Here is an 18,137-nt window from a genome sequence, read left to right as displayed (position 1 = left end):
CCCTGCCCCACCTATGGAGATAGTCATGCGATTCAAACCTTGGCCGCGCCACGCTTTCACCGACACGGAACGTAAACGGGCCGCACTGCGCCGCAAGCAGCGCCAAGAGCGTGAGAACCTACCACTCTTTGCCGAACAGATTGCCGAAGAACAGCCAACTGAGGACCAGATAATGAAGGAGCGGGCTGAACAGTGGGAGGCGCAAGAGGTGCGGGATCGCAGTGGCCGTGCCAAGAAGTGGCGCGAAGCCCGCCGCCTGATCGACGCACTGCCAAACGACGAGCGCCGTGCTGTGCGGCGGGCATGGGATTGCGCGCCCTACCCTGCTGACCCGTCCTATCTGTTAAGCGTTCTGCACAGCTACAGCCAAGGCCGGATCGACCTGAAACGCCCGCCCTTCCCGCTGTCACGCACGGATGCATCAGGCGCACGGAAAGGCAGCCTCTTTGCAACGTCCGAGCTTTTCGTGACGATCCTAAAGGCGCGCGACATTGCTGAAGACCCTGATGCGTTTCCTTTGGCCGAACGCCATGCTGCCTATCATCATCTGCAAGCAGCGGCGTCCAGCAACAAAGACCGCACTGAGGCTATGCAGGACCGAGTGCGGGCGTCCGGACTTTTCCTGCGCCTTGGAGAACTGGACGAGGAAATCCATGCCTGATTTCACCGCCAAGTCTGAAGCCTGCCAATCCTTGCGTTCGGTAGCGAAACGCCTTGCCTATCGGACGCCCGGAACTGCCCTTTGGTGGAGTGATGTTGCAGAATGGAGCAGATGCGCTTGGCAGCTAAGCCGGCGGAGGCTGTCTCAAAAACGCCACCGCGATCTGGAAACCCATGGCATGTGTATGCCGCTGGAGATGATCAAAATTGAACAGGATCTTGAAGCCATTGAGATTGCACTTTGGCTGTACAGGAAAGGCCCAACCGGATTGCAGCGACCCCAGCGAGGCAAGCGTGGCGATCACCCATCAACGCCGATCATTATGGCCCTGCAGAACCGAGCGATGATGCTGAGACGTTCAGCCGATGAAATTCCCCAGGGTGCGAACTGGCGCGCTGTTCACGATCCTGGCTAACCTTTTTTCCTTTGTGGTGAAGGAACCAACTAGCCCCGCCCTTGTGGTGGGGTTTTTTTTCTTGCGGAGATCCCCGTGCTTGCACGGCGATCACATGAGCTGCGGTCATGCCGCAGCAGCGGCATGGCACTTTCCCATTAGTGCCCTGGGGGATTCGGCTAAGCCGAACGCCCCAGGGAGATCCGGGAACCGCCGGTTCCCCCGTCAAGCAGAGCGCTATTCGGGCCGGAAGGGGTTTCCCCAACCTCGGTCACGGCTCCGCCGCGCTGCGAGGATGGGTGATCCCCCTCCCCTTCCGGCCCGGCACTCTGCTTGACGGGTCCCCCTCCTGCCCTCGGCCGGGAGCAGGGTTTGCAGGAGAGGGCCGCTGCGCGGTCCTTCCCGCAATCCCTGTCCCAAGTATTCGGCATCCAGATCGAAATGGGACCACCACACAGGAAAGTACAAAATGCCGTGTAAAGCCCCGGTCTCTGTTCACTGCGGAAAATGCGGAGGCCAAAACATTAAGGCCGACGCAACAGCAGTATGGGTCGATGAAATTCAGGATTGGGAATTGTCCGCAGTCTTTGACAGCCGTGTTTGTGATGACTGCGGCCACGAAGTAGAAACCTATGAATTTCCGATCATCGAACCGTCTGCCGAACTGGAAAAAGACCTTAAACAGGCCGCCGCCGATGAGGCAGCGGAATGAACCCAGCGGTAAAAGAATTTGTGCGCCTTCTCAACGATATAGACCGTTCCAAGCATCGAAGAGAGGTTTTCGCTGACTTCTGCGAAATGAGCTATTGCGCGCTGGCTAAGAAAGCCAGCCCGTTTCCTGATCAGCGCGAAGCCCTGGAAGCCCAATATATGAGCGTTGTTGCCCGTTACCGAGACAAGGACGATGTGCGCAAAATGCCGGAAATGGTAGGGATCGCCCTTGGTGAAATCGGCAATGGTGGTTGCGATTTTCTGGGCATGGCGGCCAGTGAGCTGGAAGTTCTGGACGCTAAACTTGGCCAGTTTTTTACGCCCTACGAAGTGTCGCGCATGATGGCGGAAATCTCGCTAACCGATGTGGACGAGAAGCTTGCCGAACAGGGATTTATCACCGTTCAGGAACCAGCTGCAGGCGCAGGTGGAATGCTTATGGCGATCGCGGACGTCATCGAGGGCAAGGGTCATAAGCTGGAAACTTCTGTTTGGGTAGAAGCTGTGGAGCTGTCCCGTCCGACTTTCCATATGTGCTATGTCCAATGCGCCGCGCGTGGCCTGGCTGGTAAGATCATTTGCGGCAATAGCCTTTCGCTTGAGGTATTCACCAGCGCCTACACCGCCGCCGCGCCTGTGTTTTTCGCGGCAAATGGAGATCCGTTTGCCAAACAGAAAGAACAGGCACAGCAAGCTGAAGCTGAAGCAGCCCAGCGAGAGCAACAAGCCGAGGCCGAACGGAAAAACCGGCTTGCTACTCTGGGCGACAGTCCAGCTATTTCCGGTCAGCAGCTCACCCTCTTTTGAGGGTGAGTTTCCGAAACAGCTACCTTTTTTACCGCCGGTTGGCTGAAGGAAAAGGCCGGCCGTTTCTGATGTCACAGGAGGGAATGGCCTAAAGGCCCTGCCCTCCTGGACTGGCGCCTTCGGCGCCTGAGCCGCTGCGCGGCGAAAAGAAGGCTGCAAAGGTGACTCTTAACAGTTACCTATTATGTGTTATGTCTTGTTACCTGCGGCGACCGTCTATTTCTTCCATTGGAGGGATATCAACGCCTCCTGCCCGCAAGCAGTGGTACAAAAACTCTTTCATACCCATGCCCTTAGCCTCGGCTGCATCAATGAATGCCTGTTTGATCGGCTTAGGGACGTTGGAAAATGCGAACTGAACGCGCGGGGCAGTCTTTAGCGATCCGGTCTTAGCTTTAGATGGGCTTGGCAAAGAAGCTGAAAGCTGGCGGAGAATTTCCGCCTCCGCGTCAGGTTTCTCCTCGTGGGTATCATCAAGGCCCAGGTCAACTTTAAGCTTTGCCATCTTTACCTCCGTAGAAATCGATCAGACCACCCATCTGCATTTCAGCCAACACAGTTTGTGCCGACCTCTTTGCTGAACCCTCGGGTCCTCGGCCTGTGCTCATCATTTCCTTGAAGCCTGTTCGGTGCGCACACATGGCTTTTAGCCTGGGTATCTTAAGGTCATCCAGGGATTCCAAGGTAGCCGCTGTGATATTGGTTGCCGGATCCACGTCCATCATGACGACATAGGCAGGAATGTCTTTATCCATCGAGTCCGCCACACTGGTCACATGCCTGAATGTCTTGATTGCACCTTTGGCATCGGTTTCAGTGGCTTTCGAAGGGATCAAGACCAGGCCGGATGCGTTGATTGCATAAACAGCCATAGCCGACTTGAAACCGGCGGTGTCCACAAAAATCGCATCGTAAGCCGGCTCGCTCTTCTTGAGAGCGCGAAGTGTTGGAATTAGCCGTTCGTCGTCTTCCTCAACCGCCCAATCAACGTCGGTGCTTTCTTTTTTGGCCCAGTCCGAAAGGGTATGTTGTGGGTCTGTGTCGATGACGGCCACTTTGGCGCCATCCGCTACCATTAGTGATGCAATTGCTATGAGGAGGGTAGACTTCCCTGCCCCGCCTTTCTCTTGAACAACGCTGATTACTTGGGTCACTGCTCGATCCTTTTTTTGCCTTGTTCACCTATAAGGTGTTAATAGTTATGTGTAAACTGTTAAGCGTTGTTGTCTGCTGTGTGCCATTGAGACTATAGCGTGGTGGTCACATGAGACCGCTGATATTGGGCAAGGTCACTCCTTAATGTGCTATAAATAAATATTATTTTGCAACATTGTGGATCGGGTTTGAGTTAAAGAAAAGGATCAATTAACAGGTAAGAGTTAAGAGTTAAGAGTTAAGAGTTAAGAGTTAGGAGTTAAGGGGTAAGGGTTATGGGGTATGGGTTCTGCCTTTCCGGATTTGGCACTAGTTTAGCATCGACTTGGTTTCGGGGCGCATCCCGCGTGAACGCGGGACCGCGCTCTATTCCGCGCCGCAGGCGGCGCTCCACCGATCCAACCGTGTGGAACTCCCTGGGGCAATAACACCTCATCTGTCCCAAAGGGCCAGCTGACGCGTTTTGCGCCATGGTCGTTTCCACACGGCTGTATCGGCCCTTCGGGTGACGATCGCATTGCGCAGGCTGCAAGCAGCCTGGAGAACGGCTACCAATAACAGTTCTCTGTTATGTGTTACCTGTTAATGATTGGCCTGCGGCTACCTGCCTGACCGTGTTTTCAGCTGTCCCTAGGTCTGCAAGGCAACCAGGTTACGGTTGAAAAAGGCGCGCTCAAGGTGATCGCGGTGATGTTGCCCTATTCACCGCCGCTGGACTCTCACAATTCTACCGCAGTTCCAGCAAGTCTTGCCTTCAGCCTCCGAGACGCAACTTCAGACCAAAGCCATAAGGATCCTCGCCAATCTGTGTTTCTCAAAGATGAACACTAAGCGGGCAGCCGGGAATGATCGCTTTGCTTCAACTGAAAATTTCCCCTGGGCTTAAGGCCCATTCCTCGCGGATCAAATTTTCAGCTGACATCCCCTTTGAGCCCGCTTCCTCCATGTTCATCGAAACACTCAAAGCGAGGATCACAAAATGCCTTCTCAAACTCTGAACCTTAACGTCAAGGCAAACGAAAAAGACGGCAAGACTTACTGGAACCGCTGCGGTGTTGCCTTCGTCAGCACCGACGAGAAGGGCAACATCACCGCGATCACCGTCAAACACGATATGTTCCCGAACGTGGACATGGTTGCTTTCCCGAAGAAGGATGCCAGCTCCTGAAGTCCAGAATTGGGCGGCTCCGGCCGCCCAATTGTTTGCTACAGGATGGGCATCAGGAACAAGAGATCAGCGAAACCGCTGATCACATAGATGATCTAGCCAGGGCAGGGGATCGACGGGCTGCGCCCGCTCACCCCGGCCCAGACATTCTCACCGGTAGGGCAGGGGGGATTCGGACAAGCCGAACGCCCCCTGGTTAGGGGGAAGACGCTGCCTTCCCCCTCGGACAAGCGCGCAAGTTCCTCGCCCAAAGGAAAATTTCCCCTGGGCCTTTGGCCCATTCCTCGCGGGACAAATTTTCCTCCGTCCTGCGGTTCGCGCGCTTGTCTCGCCCCCAACCGCTGTTCGCCACGAGGCAGGGATGCAGGGGCAGGCGCCTTCGGCGGCTGTCCTGCATCCAGCCTTGATTTTCTTGCACCACAGATAGGGAGCACTCAAATGACAACATACCGCCTCGGTTCTTCTCCTGCAGTTCACACCCCCGGCGTTATCGCGTGGGCCATCAACGCCTATTCCTTTGAGGGAGATCGGCAGCGGATGCTTCAGACCGTCAGTGCGACCTTTGCCGACGTCCCGGCCGCCGCCATCGAGCAACTGCTGTCCAAGGCTGTTCCTTACAAGGTCGAAGGCGAAACCGTAGTGTTCAGCGCTGAGGTGCCGGCATGAAGCGCCATTGGGAAACACACCTCTACATGTCGTGACCTGCAAACATAACCGGTTCGACCTGCAATCATCTTGATTTTCAGCCCGAACTATTTGCATCTATCCGGCACCCCAAACCCGAATTATCTGCGAATGAACCCACATTATTTGCGACGGGCTTGCAATCATCCGCCCTGGCTCACATTAAATGCGAATAGGTTTTACCACATGTTTTCATACACCTGCACCCGTCTGACTTCCCGTCTGCAACTTGCTTCACCGAACGTAGATATCCGGACGCGATTTCAGGACAGGATTATTCAAGGTCTCTGGGCGGGGTTTCGACGGCGGCCTGGCGTCTAGGAAACCCACGTTTGGCAAACACTCCAAGATCGGCTCTAAACTCACATTGACGAGCCTCAGGCTTGGCTAACATGGGTTCTCGCCCAAATCGCAGACCACAAATCACACAACTGAACGAGCTCCTTCCCTGGCGTTACGCTGCCAAAGCAGCATAACAGGCCAAGCCCTGCCGGAACAGGTCGGGTTCAACGGACGGGCACCCTAAACAAAGCAGGCGAACAGTTCAGTTTGAACGGCTCAGGATGGGCAGCATTAAGGTTGATTGATCTTGTCGTCGTTCGCTCTACTTGGGGAATATAAAGTGTAACCAGAGGAGGTTTAGTAATGAGTGGCGCGGGTGAATCAATTAGTGAACTCAAGGAAAGAGCGAGAACTATCTTTGGCCCTAAGTTTGGAGGGCTGTTCCAAGAAGCTCCTAGTATTAGCTTTCCAGATTTTGAGTATAATGTTCAACTTGAGCATGGCGCCCATGCAATCGGAGCACTACTGGCCGTCTCAGGGCATCAGAAAGGGCACTTCGATAAGAATGAAACGATGTCAGCCATTCAGAGCGCTGACGAAGTTCATGACCTTCTGGCTATTGAGGGCCAAGAACATATCCAGAATAGCCGAGTGATCCGCTGCGACGTTCTGGCGCTTCAAGATGGAGCGGTTTTAACTATCGATGGAGGCACCAGCGCCGGTCTACTACCGAGTGAGAATCTTGTCGTCATTGCTGCTCGAAAGGTGGTAGTGCGGACCCCGACAAGTGGCGCAGGCATAGTTGTTTCGCCAGGCCCGAAAGCCCCTAAACCCTCTACACCATCCAAAGCGGCTGACGGTATCAACGGAACAGGGGTCGGCGAGAGTGGAACGGATGGAACACACGGAACACATGGAACAAGCTCTCGTCCGGACCAACCGCGAATAATGCGTCAATTTGTTATAGCCTTCGACGAAATCGAGGTTACCGATCCGAATGACCCAGAGCAAAATTACCCAGCGTTAACGTTTGAAACTCACGGTCAAGATGGACGTGACGGCGGGGACGGCGGGGATGGCGGTCATGGTGGAAACGGCGCGCAAGGTAGTTCATCGGTAACTAAAGCTCATTTGCTTGTCGATTTGCATTGTGCTGCAGGACCTGGTCGCGGAGGTGACGGTGGTGATGGTGGCCGGGCCGGCCGCGGAGGAGATGCTGAGGACGGGATCCAAGGTGGAAACCTCATTTTGATGTCAACGGCTGCTGGGATCTCGAAAATGCTGGCGTTTCAGTTTTTGGCAACCCCAGGGAAACCAGGCACGGGAGGTAGCCGGGGTAAACCAGGAAACTTCGGGTGGCACGGAGCAGAAGGCAACGTCAATTGGCCCTGCACGCACGCAGGGCGCGACGGCGTCAAAGGGCTAATTGGTGACAAGGCTCGGAACGGAGCCGATGGAGCAAAAAACGAGCACCAGGGCCGCATCTACTTAGAGTTACTTACGCAGGCCGAGTTTGACTCCATGTGGCCGTAAATGGTGCACAATGGCAAATTAGGAAAGGCGCCCCAGCAGAGGGGCGCCAACAGTGGTTCCCTTGGGGTCAGGATGCATTGATTTCCGCCGCACTGCATGATTCACGGCTCGGAAAATGGAGCTGTGACATGAGTGATCTACGCAGCGGGGGAGCTGAAAGCCCAGTTTGCAATGCGGGCAGTTGCAGAGAATTTACGAGAGTATCTGCATTTATCGGACAGCCTTAGCTTCGAATCCCACTACGAATTGATTTCTGATTTAATCGGTCTTCGAAGTATGTCCTGAAAATTTCATTCTCTTGGTATTCTGCTGGTGCTTTCCAAACCGCACCAAACCGCCCCACAAGCCCTGCGATCCAGTCTGCCGCTTGCATTGTCTGATACCGATGGCTTTCTACCTGAAAAGGTGGCTCGATGAGATGGCGGCGAGGCTCCGCGGGCTTATACATCGCTATCGCAGCTTCAGTGATCAGCGCATCACGTTGATCATGCTCGTCAAGTGTAAGAAAAAAATTCTCCTGCGGATCACAGTCTTCTTCGCAGTGCTGGTTGAGGCGTTTGATCGCTTCTCTCAGGACGCTTCGATAAAGCTGGTTCGGATTATGCTCCTCGGGGGGGCGAGGTTTTGTACCGCCAACATAAAACAGAAAGCCACCGAGGCTATCGATCTTGTTGAAGAGCCGAAACGTGAACCGGCGAAGCTCTGGATATTTGGTAACATTGGTTACAGTATAGAGGCTTGCCCCCTTCTTCTCCCAAATGGCGGGATGTGTACCGGAGCGGTCAATTTCGAACGCAAGAAGTTCTTGTTTGCGCTGGTAGAACCAAGTGCCGAATCCCCGCACTTCATTGATTGGTAGGGCAAACCCTGCCAAGCCAAATACTGGGCTATCATTGTGTCGGGGATCTGTTCTGCTTATGTAGGGACCAATGTGCCCAAATTCGTCTAGGTAAACTACGTAAGTCAAAATACCTCCAGAAGCACGAAAGCCCACGCTTACGCGTGGGCCTCGGAAAGAGGGCAATACAAGCTTGCGCCTCAGCCCCTATATGAGGGCATATTGCCCGCAAGTCAAGCCCGTTGGTGCATCATCAGTGATGGCAGAAGCGGTAAACGGCAGGTCTGTCCGGCATCTTTCCAGTTCATGAATCGTGCTGCCGGCGGCGGTTGCTGCGCTTGCTGTCGTTCAGTCTGCATAGGCCAAGTTCTCCACCGGGCCTACCGTTCGCAGATAATCTGGGTTCGCCTGTATGATTGCAAGCTGGACGCAGCCAATGTGGGTTCATTCGCAGACAATCCGGGTTTGAGACCCGCGATAGTGTCAGCTAATTCGGGCCAAAAATCAGGATGATTGCAGGTCGAGCCGAATATGTTTGCAGGTCACGACATCTACACCTACGCAGTCGCGCTCTCTCAGGGCGCGGCTATTCTGCCGGCCAATCTGGCAGGGATGCGGGCCAAGGCGATTTCCAAAGGCCATACCGAGGGCCAGTGTCAGATCGTTGAAAGAGACCCTATGCGTTTTATCAAGACGGGGGAGCTGGCGGCATGAGCGGGCAGAGCAGCAACGGAAGCCCCCTTGCGGTGCGGTTCGAGATTCATCCCGGGCGCGAGGTCGCGGTGCCCGGCACCAAGTGGATCCGGGGGAGGGAAAACTTGAACGATTGCCAGCGAGCCTACATCGAGGCACGGGACAAGGCGGGCCTCGGACATTCGCAATTCGGAAGCGCTGATGTGTTCACCGACAGTGGGCATCACATCGCGCACATCAGCTACAACGGCCGCGTTTGGTCTCCGGAGTCTTGTGCATCCAATCGCACGCTGTTGGCTGAGGCGCCGCAGCCGAAGTACCAGATTTTCGACAGCATGGACCGGCCCGTCAGCTGCAAAGCCGACTGTCAAACGCACCTCTATGAGCAGTGGCAAGGGTTGCAGGACGAGGCAGAGGAAGAAGGGAGCCGCCTGACTTACGCAATCGGGAAAATCCTTCTCAACGGCGATGTGACCTTTGAATTCTAGGGAGGCCAGTCATGAGCCAGCTTGATCTCATTCCAATGACCGAGACAGAAAAAGCAAAACCCGGCGCGCAATGGTGGGCCGGGGAATACCAGTGCCGAAACTTCGGGGGATACTACCAGGTCAGGGAGCAGGGCAGGGGGGATTGGCAGTTTGTGATCTACGGCTTCGGGTTCGATGACACGACTGCCAGTATCTACCGGATCAGGGAAGATGGCCGCCTTGTTCATGAGGACGTGCCGATAGATGGACATGACCGTCTAACTGTCAACGGTCGGAAGTATGGCCGGGACAACTGGCGGCACTAACACAGGGTAGCGAGGGCACAACTGTCAACTGTGGTTGACTTTATCAAGCGTGTCTCCTATAGTTTACACATGATTGAGGTTCAGCAGACCGAAGAATTTTCGCGTTGGATGCGTAAGCTGAAAGACCGGCGTGCTGTTGCCCGCATCGCAATGCGGATCGAGCGGCTAGAAGCAGGTGGCTTGGGCGACGTGAAGTTCTTCGATGGAATAGGGGAGCTGCGCATCGACTATGGGCCAGGCTACCGCGTGTACTTTGCTAAGCGCGGGGACATCCTGATCATCCTGTTGTGCGGTGGAGATAAAAGTTCACAACGCCGGGACATCGCCCGCGCAGTGTCAATGGCAAAGGAGGTTTGAACATGCCGATCAAGACAACACGTTTCGATGCGGCCGAGTACCTGGATACTATCGAGGCGCAAGCCGAATATCTGGCTGCGGCTTTCGAAACTGGCGACGAGGCATATATCAAGAACGCCATGGCAACTGTTGCCCGCGCGCGTGGCATGACTGAAATTGCCAAAGCTGCGGACGTTACGCGGCAGGCGCTTTACAAGGGCTTATCCGAGGCGGGCGATCCGAAGCTCTCAACTGTGCTGGGTGTGATGAAGGCCCTTGGTATGAAAGTGACAGTTGAGGCGGGGGTTTAATTCCCTGCCTTCAACTCCTCCTTTAGAAATTGCCCTGCGAGGACTGGGCGATCTGCCCCGATTGGGAAGCTTGTTCACCCAGTCTTTCACGTTCAGCATTTTCACCCCATTGTTTCAGCTCGTCAGCATCGCCGAAGCCGTTCCAAAAGGCCCAGAGATCCGCCTGATCTGAGATGGTGTCAATGCTCTGGTCTGGAGTATCGGCGGTCATTCACCGGCCCTTTCTTGGAACTGCTTAGCGGATCATCCCGCCAGGGCGGATAACGGCGGACACGCCGGAGGAAATTTTCCGGCAATCATCCCGCCATTCTTGCGCGAACGGGTTACTTGTGGGGGTAAGCATGTCGAGGATGGTTTCCGGCACAGCGGTCGCCACCGGTCCTTCATCTTCTGTGAGCACCTTCAGATTGCACCATTCATCATCCCATCGAACCAGCACGACAGCAGCTTTTATTTCTTTTCCATCGCGGTATGAGGCTGACCAAAGCTCCTGGGTTTCATCTTCGATGAGCTTCAGAATATCTGCTGGGTCATCTACGACCTCAATTTCAAGCCGTTCTCGAACTGCCTTTTCAACTTCGTCCGGAGTGATTTTTACGCCGTCCCATGCCATCATCGTGTCCCTTCGGTTGCACTCTTTTGGGGAGGGTAGAAATCCACAAACAGTTGTTCAAGGCTTTCACACGCCATGTCACTATCCCCTACTGTCTCGTGCAGTCCAAAAGCGCTGTCCTGCCCGCGCACAAGAACCGGGAAAATCGGTGCTTTGTTGTGAAGCAGCCAAAGCGTTCGTGTAATGCCGTCGTTGAACCCAATTCCGTAGTCTGGGTGATATGTGACATTTGCAAGAGGTACTGGATTCGACTTGCCCTCCGCCCAGCATTTCGCTTGCCAGCCCCACTTACGATCAAGCGGAATTCTTGATAACTCAGGTGGTCGATCTGGCTCTTCTCTACCCTTAGTATACTCTACCGCTCGCCAAATTGCGTAAAAGTCACTTGCTCGAACGAAGACAACGAACTGATTTTCATTGCCAAAGTTCGTGCGGTCAACACGCATGAAACAAGCGCGACCTCCTGACAGTGGGATCTCCCATACAGCACGAGAAGACGAAATTTCGAACACCGCCGGTCGGCGAGTTGAGGGATCTACAACTGGTAGCTCGCGATACGCTGGGAGCGATACTCTTATCGCTTCCAGTACAGGCTTAACGTGGTCCCATACATGGCCTTCATCCACTTTCTTGGATGAGATTAAGTCTCGCCATCCTTTGAGCACTAATCTGCACCTTTCTTGGAGTCTTTTAGGGCATCAGCAGCAACTTCGCACAGAGGTCCGACATCCAGTTCGCCGGACAGCGCCTTAAAGGCATAGCTCGCTGCATTCTGAACCTCTGACCGCCCACAAGAAAGGCCGGCTGAAAATCCTGCCTCAATTCCAGCCAAAACATGAAAAAACAGTTCGGGCGTCATCCCTGCATCGTCAGTGTGCAACTCCACGAGCTTTTCTTCTTTTGATTGGTCAGCGTCTAAGGTGAAAGCTGTCCAAGCTTCCCATGCACCACTATCTGTTTGCTCTGGCTCAAGTATGCGGACCCCAGGAAGGCCCAGATAGTAGAAATCGCCAAAATAGACGACGCGAATTCCACTAGCCTGAAGGACAGTTCGCCTTCGTTCCAATTCTTTCACCGCTCTGCACCTCTGTTGGAAATTGACTTGGCGGACAGGGAGGCCTTCAGGCAAAGGTGCGACCCGACCAGGAAAACTACTGGCCACATCAAGAAGAGAAGCTTGCCACCAGGATTGTAAAGTACAGCGCCATGGCTCCATGACTGATGTAGTTCGATTCCCAAGATCACACCGGAAACACCGGCCGCCATCAGGTAGAGAAACGCCAGAAGTCTCATCTATCCACCTTTCCTAGAAGGGTAGATTACCACCGGTACAAACCGTTGTTGCAAGCAGATTTCACGGCAACTTTCACATCCTCTGCCAACGGAGCGCTGTCGAGATCCCAAGTTTGGCTGATCAGGTCTTCACCAACTCGTTTCAGTCCTTCAGCTCTAACGGAGCCTTCGTACTTTTGCATGTCGCCAGCTACGTGCAGGAGAATTGTACCGTGGAGCCTGAGGCGCCGAACAACATAGTCTGCGCTGTTTTCTTCGGCTGCTTGAAGCCGCTCCCGCAGATTAGAGATAATCCGCTCTTGATCCTGAATCCGCTCGGTAAGCACCTGTTCAGTAATTTCATTCATCAATCAGCGCCTTTCTTGGAAGTGTCACTGAGCTTGCCGTTGTCGCGCAGCTCTCGAATTTTTCGGTTCAATGTAGCGATGCTGGCCCCCACGGCCTCTGAGATCTGGGCGTTTGTGGCCCCCTCACCGCGCATCTGGAGGATAGTGTGGATCTTCTCCGCGGACCACTCAAAGGGTTTTTGGCCTAGGTTGCCGCTTTCCCGACGGGCCTGCCGCGCGCGAGACAAAGCCGCAGCCCGGCTGCTACTCTCAGCGCGTGCAGCAAACTCCAAAGCAGGCACGGCATCCGGATGAATCGAAACAGTCTCGGATGTATCGAGATCCAGCACCGAGCTGCCGCGCTTCCCAATTTCACTGAGAGCTTCGAGAACATCGCGCGCGGAGAACCCCAGACAGGACGCTGAAGCCACCACAAGAACATCTCCCGGCTCCAGACTGGCAATCGCAACCTCCCTATCCTCGGAATGGACCGGGCCAAATGGGTCATCGACATCCAGGCCCGCCGCTCGAAGCGCCGCCTTCTGGCTGCGGAGGGTCGGCCCGGATTTGAAAGAGCGGATAAAGCCTCTTTTCACGATTTCCCCATCTGTATCACACTTATATCATTGCAAGCATGATATAGGTGTGATATTAGTGATGCAAGAGACGAAACCCGGATTTTTCCTGAGGCACTACCATGTTCAAAATCGTTTTCACCGATGGCGGCCGAGAGGTGCAGCGCTGGGACGGGTTCTCTGACATTAGCCAGGCGCGACAAGCAATTCGTGACTCCGATCTTATTATCCCGATGCACTGGGACTACACGATCCAACCGGAACAATGCGCTGACCAGACTCCAGCTGGCTCGACCTGCACATTGCCCAGCATCAAGCCCAAATTTTCCAACTGACGCCCAAGGGAGGCAGCCATGACAGAACGCTTTGAAGAATGGTCCGAAGAACTGGAGAAGGGACGCAGCCTTGATGAGCAGACAGGTCTCGATGAACTTCATGAAGAACTTGACGCCTACCGCCGCGGCCTGACCGTCGAAGAATATGAGCGTGAACGCCGCGAAGGCACCCGCTGATTTCCAACTGACGCCCGGAGGCAGGACGATGATCAGATTGATTGAATTGATCCTCAGTGACGGTTCTACCGTCTGGAACATCGAGTATGACGGGGTGGAAATCCCGTGTGTCGATTATGAAATGGCAATGAAGCTGGGCTTCACGATGGAGGCCGCGGTCCCCGGTGGGATGTTCTGCCAGGAACGGCATCGGCGCGTAGCCTGATTGTCAAAGAATAGCCTGAAAGAAATGCGAGCACATAGAGAATTCTGGAAGCAATTTGACCGCGAGATAATGGAACGACCGGATCGCGGCGTGCGCTATTGGGCCATTCGAAAGAACCTTGAGAACCTTGGATACAAGGTGGAAGGATGCCCGCTCGAAGGGCAGTATGACGAGTTCTGTGACGGCCTTCAGGAGGCTCTGGATACAGTCGAGCAACGTGCTGTTAGCGTCCGGAAGTTTTTCAGAACCCGCGCCTGGTCGAAACGAACATTGGAACAGCTCCATCGTAGCCTGCCAGCACCGTCATTCTTTGTTCAAATATCAAGAGAGAGACAATCCGAGATAGGACTAGAAAGGTTGCGCGATTGGCCGATTTACAAGTCCGACAAGCGTGCGCAGCACATGTACTCCTAAAATTCGTGAGCGGCGTCAAAGAGTTTCGCAGGGTCACTGACCTGCAATATGAGGATTGGCAATCATGAACATGTTGTCTGAAGGATTGAGCCGGACCTGGCGTTCGGCGCAGATGTACATCGGATTTCACAGGGACCAGTCAGGAAACCAGCGGGAGGCCGCCAAACTGTGGCCGCCCAGAAATGGCAACGCGTCTATTCACCGGGATCCGGCCGAGCAAGAGGCGTTCGTGGTGGTCAAAGCGTCTGACCAAACTGAAAACGGCGACGTGCAAATTAAAATGCGCCCGGATCAAATAGTCCTGCGCCGGGATCCAGCTCAAGGTTGGCAAGGGATCAAGGCCGATGATTACGAGGTAGCTGTACAGGTCAACGGCGCGTGGATCCGCATCAAGGCCGATGGTTCTGTTTCCCACACGCGGGATGGAGATCTAACAGCCATCGAGGCCGACGGTTCCGTGATCAAAGTGACAGATCACGTCGAAGCGATCATGTCAGGAGACGGCGTGGAGATGTCCAGGCGAACAGCCTCAGACTTCGCGGCGATCCGGACAGACGGGGTGATTTCCAAAGCTCGCTAACCGGGCATCACACATAGGCATATAGGTTTCAGAATGTTTCAAGATTTTTGGGTCGTCCTCGACCAGGCCAGAGTCGCCGCACCTTACATCGGGTATGCTTGGTTTTTCTGCGGTGTCGCAATTTTCTGTATGGCAGCTGCCCTGCGAAACATGCGCCTTGGCGACTTCGGGCTGGCAAACATGCTTACAGCGCCGTTCGCATACTTCTGTTTCGACATTTTCAGAGCTGGCTTGCTCGCAGTGGCAGCAGCTGACGTCTCAGTGGTGATCCAAGAGGCGCCAATGCTCCAGTACGGCTACCCTTTTATTTTCATCACCTTGATTGCGGTGGGAGTTTTGGTCGGCGTGAACCCTCTGCAAATAGTGCGCGCCGGATTTTCCTTGCCCTCCAGAACTCTTCCTGGCGGTGGAAGAGAACACGAATGCGAATTCAAGCCAGTGGGTGGAAAAGGAAGCATGAGGTGCGCCGGCTTTGCAACGCTTGGCTGGCCGCGCTTCAAGAACGATCTGCCGATAGTGCGAGCGACAGATCGGTTGGAGCGGTGCTCTTGCGGTGCTGAACGCTGGACGCCGGGTTTCTATCTCGCCCCCGAGCTGGAAATGGATACTGATCAAAGCGGGTGGCCGCTGAACCACAGGGGAGAGCGCTTGCCAGCCAATAAAGCTGAACGTGTTTTCGAGGCCCGGGCATGAGGTTCCTTGCTGCAATACTCTTTCTAGTCTCGGCCGCCGTGGCCCAGGCGGCACCGTTAAGCAGCCGGGACATATATCTGATCGACGGTGACACGGCCGATGTTGGAAACGATCGGTTCCGGCTTGTGGGTTACGACACCCCGGAAACATACAAGCCGCGGTGCCGGTATGAAAAAGCCCTTGGCGATGAAGCGACACGCCGTGCTCGTCAACTGGTTAGGGAAGCCGGAACGGTCGAGTTCATTGTGCTTCCTGGCCGGGACAAATACGGGAGGGGGCTTGCCCGTATTTTTCTGCATGGGCACGACCTGGGCAGTATTCTGATTTCCGAAGGATTAGCGCGCCCATATAGGGGAGGGCGGAGACAAAGTTGGTGCGGGTAATTTTCTACGCGCAAAGGATATTCTGGATTTTTTTTAGTCGCTAAACTATTCAGTGCTCACCAGAGGCAAAGTTATAGGAATGGCAATGGATTTGAATACAATGTCGTCTGCCGAATTGAAGCAGCTGCAGGCTGATCTGGCAAACGCGATTGAAGCGCGGCAGAAGGAAGACTTGAGGTCGGCGCATCTGGCGGCAGAAAAAGCCGTAGGTGAATTTGGATTTTCCCTGGAGGACGTTTTTCCGTCAGCGGTGAAAAGACAGAAAGGGAAAGCGGTCCCAAAATACAGAAACCCGGGGAACCCAGACCAAACCTGGACGGGCAGGGGCCGCAAACCCAAATGGGTCTACGAGGTACTGCAAGCTGGAGCTGACCTTACAGACCTGGAAATCACATGACGAGCTGACCGGGCTCAAGATTTCCCGCTCCTACCAGAGGACAGACAGAGGCCGAGGTGTTCAAAAACACCTTGGCCTTTTCATTTCGAGCCAGGTCTGTCGAGCGGAGTGCCCAAAACCCTTGAAGTCTGCACCGCCCGAGCCGCCCGTAATGCTTTGGATACCCCTGCAGGTTAGCCGGGGACATCAACTGCCAGTTCCGGTGCAGCAAGGGTCGCCCAGAAAATTAACCGGAAACGTGTTACAGTCAGAGTCGCCCCGGCTTCAGACCGAGGCAGTCAAAGGGTTGGAGAGGCAGCTGACAGGACACTGCGCACTCTTTTTTCTGACCGTATCCTGGGCCTCGATCTTCGGCGTCTGGTCAGGGCTTTTTGCTGCCGTGTACTTTCTCTTCCTGCTCGGGATCAGGTCCGGTGAGTTTTACCGGACGCTGGACGAATACCGGGTGTGGAGGCGGGGTTGATCGGATCATAGGCCGGCGGTCCAGATCATCATGAACAGAGGGAACAACTGGCCGATAATAGCGGCGATGAAAATGGCCGCTACCACTTGCACCAGGTGCGTGGCGCGTCGAAGTCTGCCTGACTTGTCCAGGGAAAGAGCAAAGGCAAACAAGAGCTGACAGGCAACCCACAGCAAGGCGGCGGTGCCTGCAAACCCGGCTACCGGAAAGAGCACATGCACGAAGCTGCTGGCAGACTTGAGCACGCTGTAAGCCCCTCCTGAGAGAGCGCCAGCCACCACAATCATAGCTGCCGCCTTCAGAGCATAGTCCGCTGCTTTCATGTCGCATTTGAAGACCTCGTACAAGCGCTCGGACTGTAGCTGTTTCGGGCGGTCTGCCTCGGTCTGTTTCCGTCGCCTAGTTCGCCTTAAAGTGGATTTCCTAAATCCTGGCGCTTGTCTGTTTCGTGCTGCAGGATCTGCCAACTTGCTGCATCATTGCCCAAGTCCGGTCCAGCCAGCGGCCGATGGCTTTGTGATCGGAGCAGAGGAGGCAGTGGTCACCGTTGCCTTACCGGAGCCAAAGATCCTTTCCATCTGCTCACCGTAGAAATCCCGCGTGATGGTTGCGCGGTTCCCGGCATACCCATGATAAGCGGATTTACCTGAGGCGAGCGGTAAGCCAGCCCAGATGCGCGCCAGGTTGTCCATGAAGGTGGAGCGTGACATCCGGCCAGCCGCGAACTTCTGATACCCGGCGTCAGAAATCAGAAGCGCGGCCATGCGGTTCTGTGTCTCCCGACTGAACCGGGTTCCGTCAGGCAGGCCCAGACGTTTCTGCAAGTTAAGCAATGTCGAAGGTATGATCTGGAAATTTCCGATGGCATGGGGCTGGCCCGGCGTGCGGTCGATCCAGGCGTAGATTTCCGCAAGCGTCATCTGTGAGGGTTTCTTGCCGGGCTTCACCTTGGCGCCGTGATGGATCGCGTCATAGCGGCCGCCGGGAGCTTCAGCAAATGCGATGAGGGCAAACAGCTGCTCGACATTGGAGCCGGAGGGAAGGCGGAAGGTGGCCGGGGCAGGGGGCTGCTTTCCCGGCCGCGAGCGTTCAAAGGCATCGAGGGCAACCCACTCACTTTCCCTCGTGGCGAAGTTCCAGCCGCCCTGGGAGGAAGCCGGAGCCGAGGCCAGACTTTCGCGGATTTCAGTGGTCTCTTTCAGGTCGAAGCTGCCGGAGCTGGACCAGTCTCCGGCAGAGACAGCCGCAGGAGCCAGGAGCGCCATCAGGAGGGCCGAAAGGGCAATCCGTGGCCTCTGACCGCAGCTCTGACCGCAG

At 55.0% G+C, this 18,137-nt stretch carries 31 protein-coding genes; 20 read left to right on the top strand and 11 right to left on the bottom strand.

Annotation, left to right across the window (positions count from 1 at the left end; all coding sequences use genetic code 11):
* Positions 1 to 13: 13 nt before the first annotated feature.
* The 4 genes from A9D60_RS26595 (at position 14) to A9D60_RS11430 (ending at position 2,573) form a co-directional block, all read left to right on the top strand.
* Entirely contained in the window at positions 14 to 661 is a 648-nt protein-coding gene (locus A9D60_RS26595; RefSeq protein WP_175392949.1) for a hypothetical protein, read from the top strand.
* Positions 654 to 1,076, top strand: coding sequence for a hypothetical protein (locus A9D60_RS26095; protein WP_141117899.1), 423 nt, complete (start codon positions 654 to 656; stop codon positions 1,074 to 1,076). Before A9D60_RS26595 ends, A9D60_RS26095 begins: the two co-directional genes overlap by 8 nt.
* Before the next feature lie 448 nt (positions 1,077 to 1,524).
* Positions 1,525 to 1,767, top strand: a complete 243-nt coding sequence (locus A9D60_RS26090; RefSeq protein ID WP_141117898.1) for a hypothetical protein — start codon at positions 1,525 to 1,527, stop codon at positions 1,765 to 1,767.
* A complete protein-coding gene (locus tag A9D60_RS11430) occupies positions 1,764 to 2,573 on the top strand; it encodes an N-6 DNA methylase (RefSeq protein WP_083194166.1) in 810 nt (269 codons plus the stop codon). The genes A9D60_RS26090 and A9D60_RS11430 overlap by 4 nt, the downstream gene beginning before the upstream one ends.
* A 199-nt stretch (positions 2,574 to 2,772) precedes the next feature.
* Here A9D60_RS11430 and A9D60_RS11425 read toward each other — a convergent pair whose 3' ends face one another.
* Together A9D60_RS11425 and A9D60_RS11420 are read right to left on the bottom strand one after the other, a co-directional pair.
* Entirely contained in the window at positions 2,773 to 3,078 is a 306-nt protein-coding gene (locus A9D60_RS11425) for a hypothetical protein (RefSeq protein WP_065267718.1), read from the bottom strand.
* Entirely contained in the window at positions 3,065 to 3,727 is a 663-nt protein-coding gene (locus tag A9D60_RS11420; RefSeq protein WP_065267717.1) for a ParA family protein, read from the bottom strand. The genes A9D60_RS11425 and A9D60_RS11420 overlap by 14 nt, the downstream gene beginning before the upstream one ends.
* A 980-nt stretch (positions 3,728 to 4,707) precedes the next feature.
* Between A9D60_RS11420 and A9D60_RS11415 the strand changes: the two genes are divergently transcribed.
* From A9D60_RS11415 to A9D60_RS26080, 3 genes are all read left to right on the top strand, one after another.
* Positions 4,708 to 4,896 (top strand): hypothetical protein, encoded by a 189-nt coding sequence (locus A9D60_RS11415; RefSeq protein ID WP_065267716.1) that lies wholly within the window; start codon positions 4,708 to 4,710, stop codon positions 4,894 to 4,896.
* Positions 4,897 to 5,334: 438 nt separating this feature from the next.
* Positions 5,335 to 5,562: a hypothetical protein gene (locus A9D60_RS11410; protein ID WP_065267715.1), complete on the top strand. Its 228-nt coding sequence runs from the start codon at positions 5,335 to 5,337 to the stop codon at positions 5,560 to 5,562.
* A 663-nt stretch (positions 5,563 to 6,225) separates the two neighbouring features.
* Positions 6,226 to 7,395: a hypothetical protein gene (locus A9D60_RS26080; protein ID WP_141117897.1), complete on the top strand. Its 1,170-nt coding sequence runs from the start codon at positions 6,226 to 6,228 to the stop codon at positions 7,393 to 7,395.
* A gap of 223 nt (positions 7,396 to 7,618) precedes the next feature.
* Here the strand turns inward: A9D60_RS26080 and A9D60_RS25485 are convergent, their stop codons facing one another.
* Complete coding sequence (locus tag A9D60_RS25485; protein ID WP_254656679.1) at positions 7,619 to 8,389, bottom strand: DUF3800 domain-containing protein; 771 nt, start codon at positions 8,387 to 8,389, stop codon at positions 7,619 to 7,621.
* A 357-nt stretch (positions 8,390 to 8,746) separates the two neighbouring features.
* Here A9D60_RS25485 and A9D60_RS11390 point away from each other — a divergent pair, with 357 nt between their 5' ends.
* From A9D60_RS11390 to A9D60_RS11370, 5 genes are all read left to right on the top strand, one after another.
* Positions 8,747 to 8,947, top strand: a complete 201-nt coding sequence (locus tag A9D60_RS11390) for a hypothetical protein (RefSeq protein WP_141117896.1) — start codon at positions 8,747 to 8,749, stop codon at positions 8,945 to 8,947.
* The gene (locus A9D60_RS11385; protein ID WP_065267710.1) at positions 8,944 to 9,414 is read left to right on the top strand and encodes a hypothetical protein; all 471 of its coding nucleotides are present in this window, start codon (positions 8,944 to 8,946) and stop codon (positions 9,412 to 9,414) included. Before A9D60_RS11390 ends, A9D60_RS11385 begins: the two co-directional genes overlap by 4 nt.
* Before the next feature lie 11 nt (positions 9,415 to 9,425).
* Positions 9,426 to 9,719, top strand: a complete 294-nt coding sequence (locus A9D60_RS11380; RefSeq protein WP_065267709.1) for a hypothetical protein — start codon at positions 9,426 to 9,428, stop codon at positions 9,717 to 9,719.
* Positions 9,720 to 9,788: 69 nt separating this feature from the next.
* Positions 9,789 to 10,076, top strand: a complete 288-nt coding sequence (locus tag A9D60_RS11375; RefSeq protein ID WP_065267708.1) for a type II toxin-antitoxin system RelE/ParE family toxin — start codon at positions 9,789 to 9,791, stop codon at positions 10,074 to 10,076.
* 2 nt (positions 10,077 to 10,078) lie between these two features.
* Entirely contained in the window at positions 10,079 to 10,366 is a 288-nt protein-coding gene (locus A9D60_RS11370) for an addiction module antidote protein (RefSeq protein WP_065267707.1), read from the top strand.
* 22 nt (positions 10,367 to 10,388) lie between these two features.
* Here A9D60_RS11370 and A9D60_RS11365 read toward each other — a convergent pair whose 3' ends face one another.
* The 6 genes from A9D60_RS11365 to A9D60_RS11340 all read right to left on the bottom strand — a co-directional run bounded on the left by A9D60_RS11365 (position 10,389) and on the right by A9D60_RS11340 (position 13,194).
* The gene (locus A9D60_RS11365; protein ID WP_065267706.1) at positions 10,389 to 10,577 is read right to left on the bottom strand and encodes a hypothetical protein; all 189 of its coding nucleotides are present in this window, start codon (positions 10,575 to 10,577) and stop codon (positions 10,389 to 10,391) included.
* 24 nt (positions 10,578 to 10,601) lie between these two features.
* Complete coding sequence (locus A9D60_RS11360) at positions 10,602 to 10,979, bottom strand: hypothetical protein (RefSeq protein ID WP_217492051.1); 378 nt, start codon at positions 10,977 to 10,979, stop codon at positions 10,602 to 10,604.
* The gene (locus A9D60_RS26075) at positions 10,979 to 11,425 is read right to left on the bottom strand and encodes a plasmid fertility inhibition factor family protein (RefSeq protein ID WP_141117895.1); all 447 of its coding nucleotides are present in this window, start codon (positions 11,423 to 11,425) and stop codon (positions 10,979 to 10,981) included. The genes A9D60_RS11360 and A9D60_RS26075 overlap by 1 nt, the downstream gene beginning before the upstream one ends.
* 218 nt (positions 11,426 to 11,643) lie before the next feature.
* On the bottom strand, positions 11,644 to 12,054 hold the full coding sequence (locus A9D60_RS26070) for a hypothetical protein (protein WP_141117894.1): 411 nt from the start codon (positions 12,052 to 12,054) through the stop codon (positions 11,644 to 11,646).
* A gap of 244 nt (positions 12,055 to 12,298) precedes the next feature.
* Positions 12,299 to 12,619, bottom strand: coding sequence for a hypothetical protein (locus A9D60_RS11345; protein ID WP_065267702.1), 321 nt, complete (start codon positions 12,617 to 12,619; stop codon positions 12,299 to 12,301).
* The gene (locus A9D60_RS11340; RefSeq protein WP_065267701.1) at positions 12,619 to 13,194 is read right to left on the bottom strand and encodes a winged helix-turn-helix transcriptional regulator; all 576 of its coding nucleotides are present in this window, start codon (positions 13,192 to 13,194) and stop codon (positions 12,619 to 12,621) included. The genes A9D60_RS11345 and A9D60_RS11340 overlap by 1 nt, the downstream gene beginning before the upstream one ends.
* Positions 13,195 to 13,295: 101 nt before the next feature.
* On the opposite strand from A9D60_RS11340, the gene A9D60_RS11335 reads away from it, so the two are divergent.
* From A9D60_RS11335 to A9D60_RS11310, 8 genes are all read left to right on the top strand, one after another.
* Entirely contained in the window at positions 13,296 to 13,508 is a 213-nt protein-coding gene (locus A9D60_RS11335; protein WP_065267700.1) for a hypothetical protein, read from the top strand.
* An 18-nt stretch (positions 13,509 to 13,526) separates the two neighbouring features.
* A complete protein-coding gene (locus A9D60_RS26590) occupies positions 13,527 to 13,685 on the top strand; it encodes a hypothetical protein (RefSeq protein WP_175392948.1) in 159 nt (52 codons plus the stop codon).
* Positions 13,654 to 13,890 carry a hypothetical protein gene (locus A9D60_RS26585; protein WP_175392947.1) on the top strand — a complete coding sequence of 79 codons (237 nt, stop codon included), beginning with the start codon at positions 13,654 to 13,656 and terminating at the stop codon, positions 13,888 to 13,890. The genes A9D60_RS26590 and A9D60_RS26585 overlap by 32 nt, the downstream gene beginning before the upstream one ends.
* Positions 13,891 to 13,959: 69 nt before the next feature.
* Entirely contained in the window at positions 13,960 to 14,304 is a 345-nt protein-coding gene (locus A9D60_RS26580; protein ID WP_175392946.1) for a hypothetical protein, read from the top strand.
* Positions 14,305 to 14,368: 64 nt separating this feature from the next.
* Entirely contained in the window at positions 14,369 to 14,884 is a 516-nt protein-coding gene (locus tag A9D60_RS11325; protein WP_065267698.1) for a hypothetical protein, read from the top strand.
* Positions 14,885 to 14,917: 33 nt separating this feature from the next.
* Positions 14,918 to 15,577, top strand: coding sequence for a hypothetical protein (locus A9D60_RS11320; RefSeq protein ID WP_065267697.1), 660 nt, complete (start codon positions 14,918 to 14,920; stop codon positions 15,575 to 15,577).
* Entirely contained in the window at positions 15,574 to 15,960 is a 387-nt protein-coding gene (locus A9D60_RS27345; RefSeq protein ID WP_083194164.1) for a thermonuclease family protein, read from the top strand. The genes A9D60_RS11320 and A9D60_RS27345 overlap by 4 nt, the downstream gene beginning before the upstream one ends.
* 85 nt (positions 15,961 to 16,045) lie before the next feature.
* Positions 16,046 to 16,357 (top strand): H-NS histone family protein, encoded by a 312-nt coding sequence (locus A9D60_RS11310; protein ID WP_254656678.1) that lies wholly within the window; start codon positions 16,046 to 16,048, stop codon positions 16,355 to 16,357.
* A 468-nt stretch (positions 16,358 to 16,825) separates the two neighbouring features.
* Here the strand turns inward: A9D60_RS11310 and A9D60_RS11300 are convergent, their stop codons facing one another.
* On the bottom strand, positions 16,826 to 17,143 hold the full coding sequence (locus A9D60_RS11300) for a hypothetical protein (protein WP_141117893.1): 318 nt from the start codon (positions 17,141 to 17,143) through the stop codon (positions 16,826 to 16,828).
* Positions 17,144 to 17,296: 153 nt separating this feature from the next.
* Positions 17,297 to 18,137: hypothetical protein (locus tag A9D60_RS11295; protein ID WP_217492050.1), on the bottom strand; the 841-nt coding region annotated here is incomplete at its 5' end.

This window comes from Leisingera sp. JC1 (assembly GCF_001679925.1).
Classification (GTDB): Bacteria; Pseudomonadota; Alphaproteobacteria; order Rhodobacterales; family Rhodobacteraceae; genus Leisingera.
The sequence above is the reverse complement of the archived record's forward strand: the minus strand, read 5'-3'. Positions and strand labels throughout refer to the sequence as shown.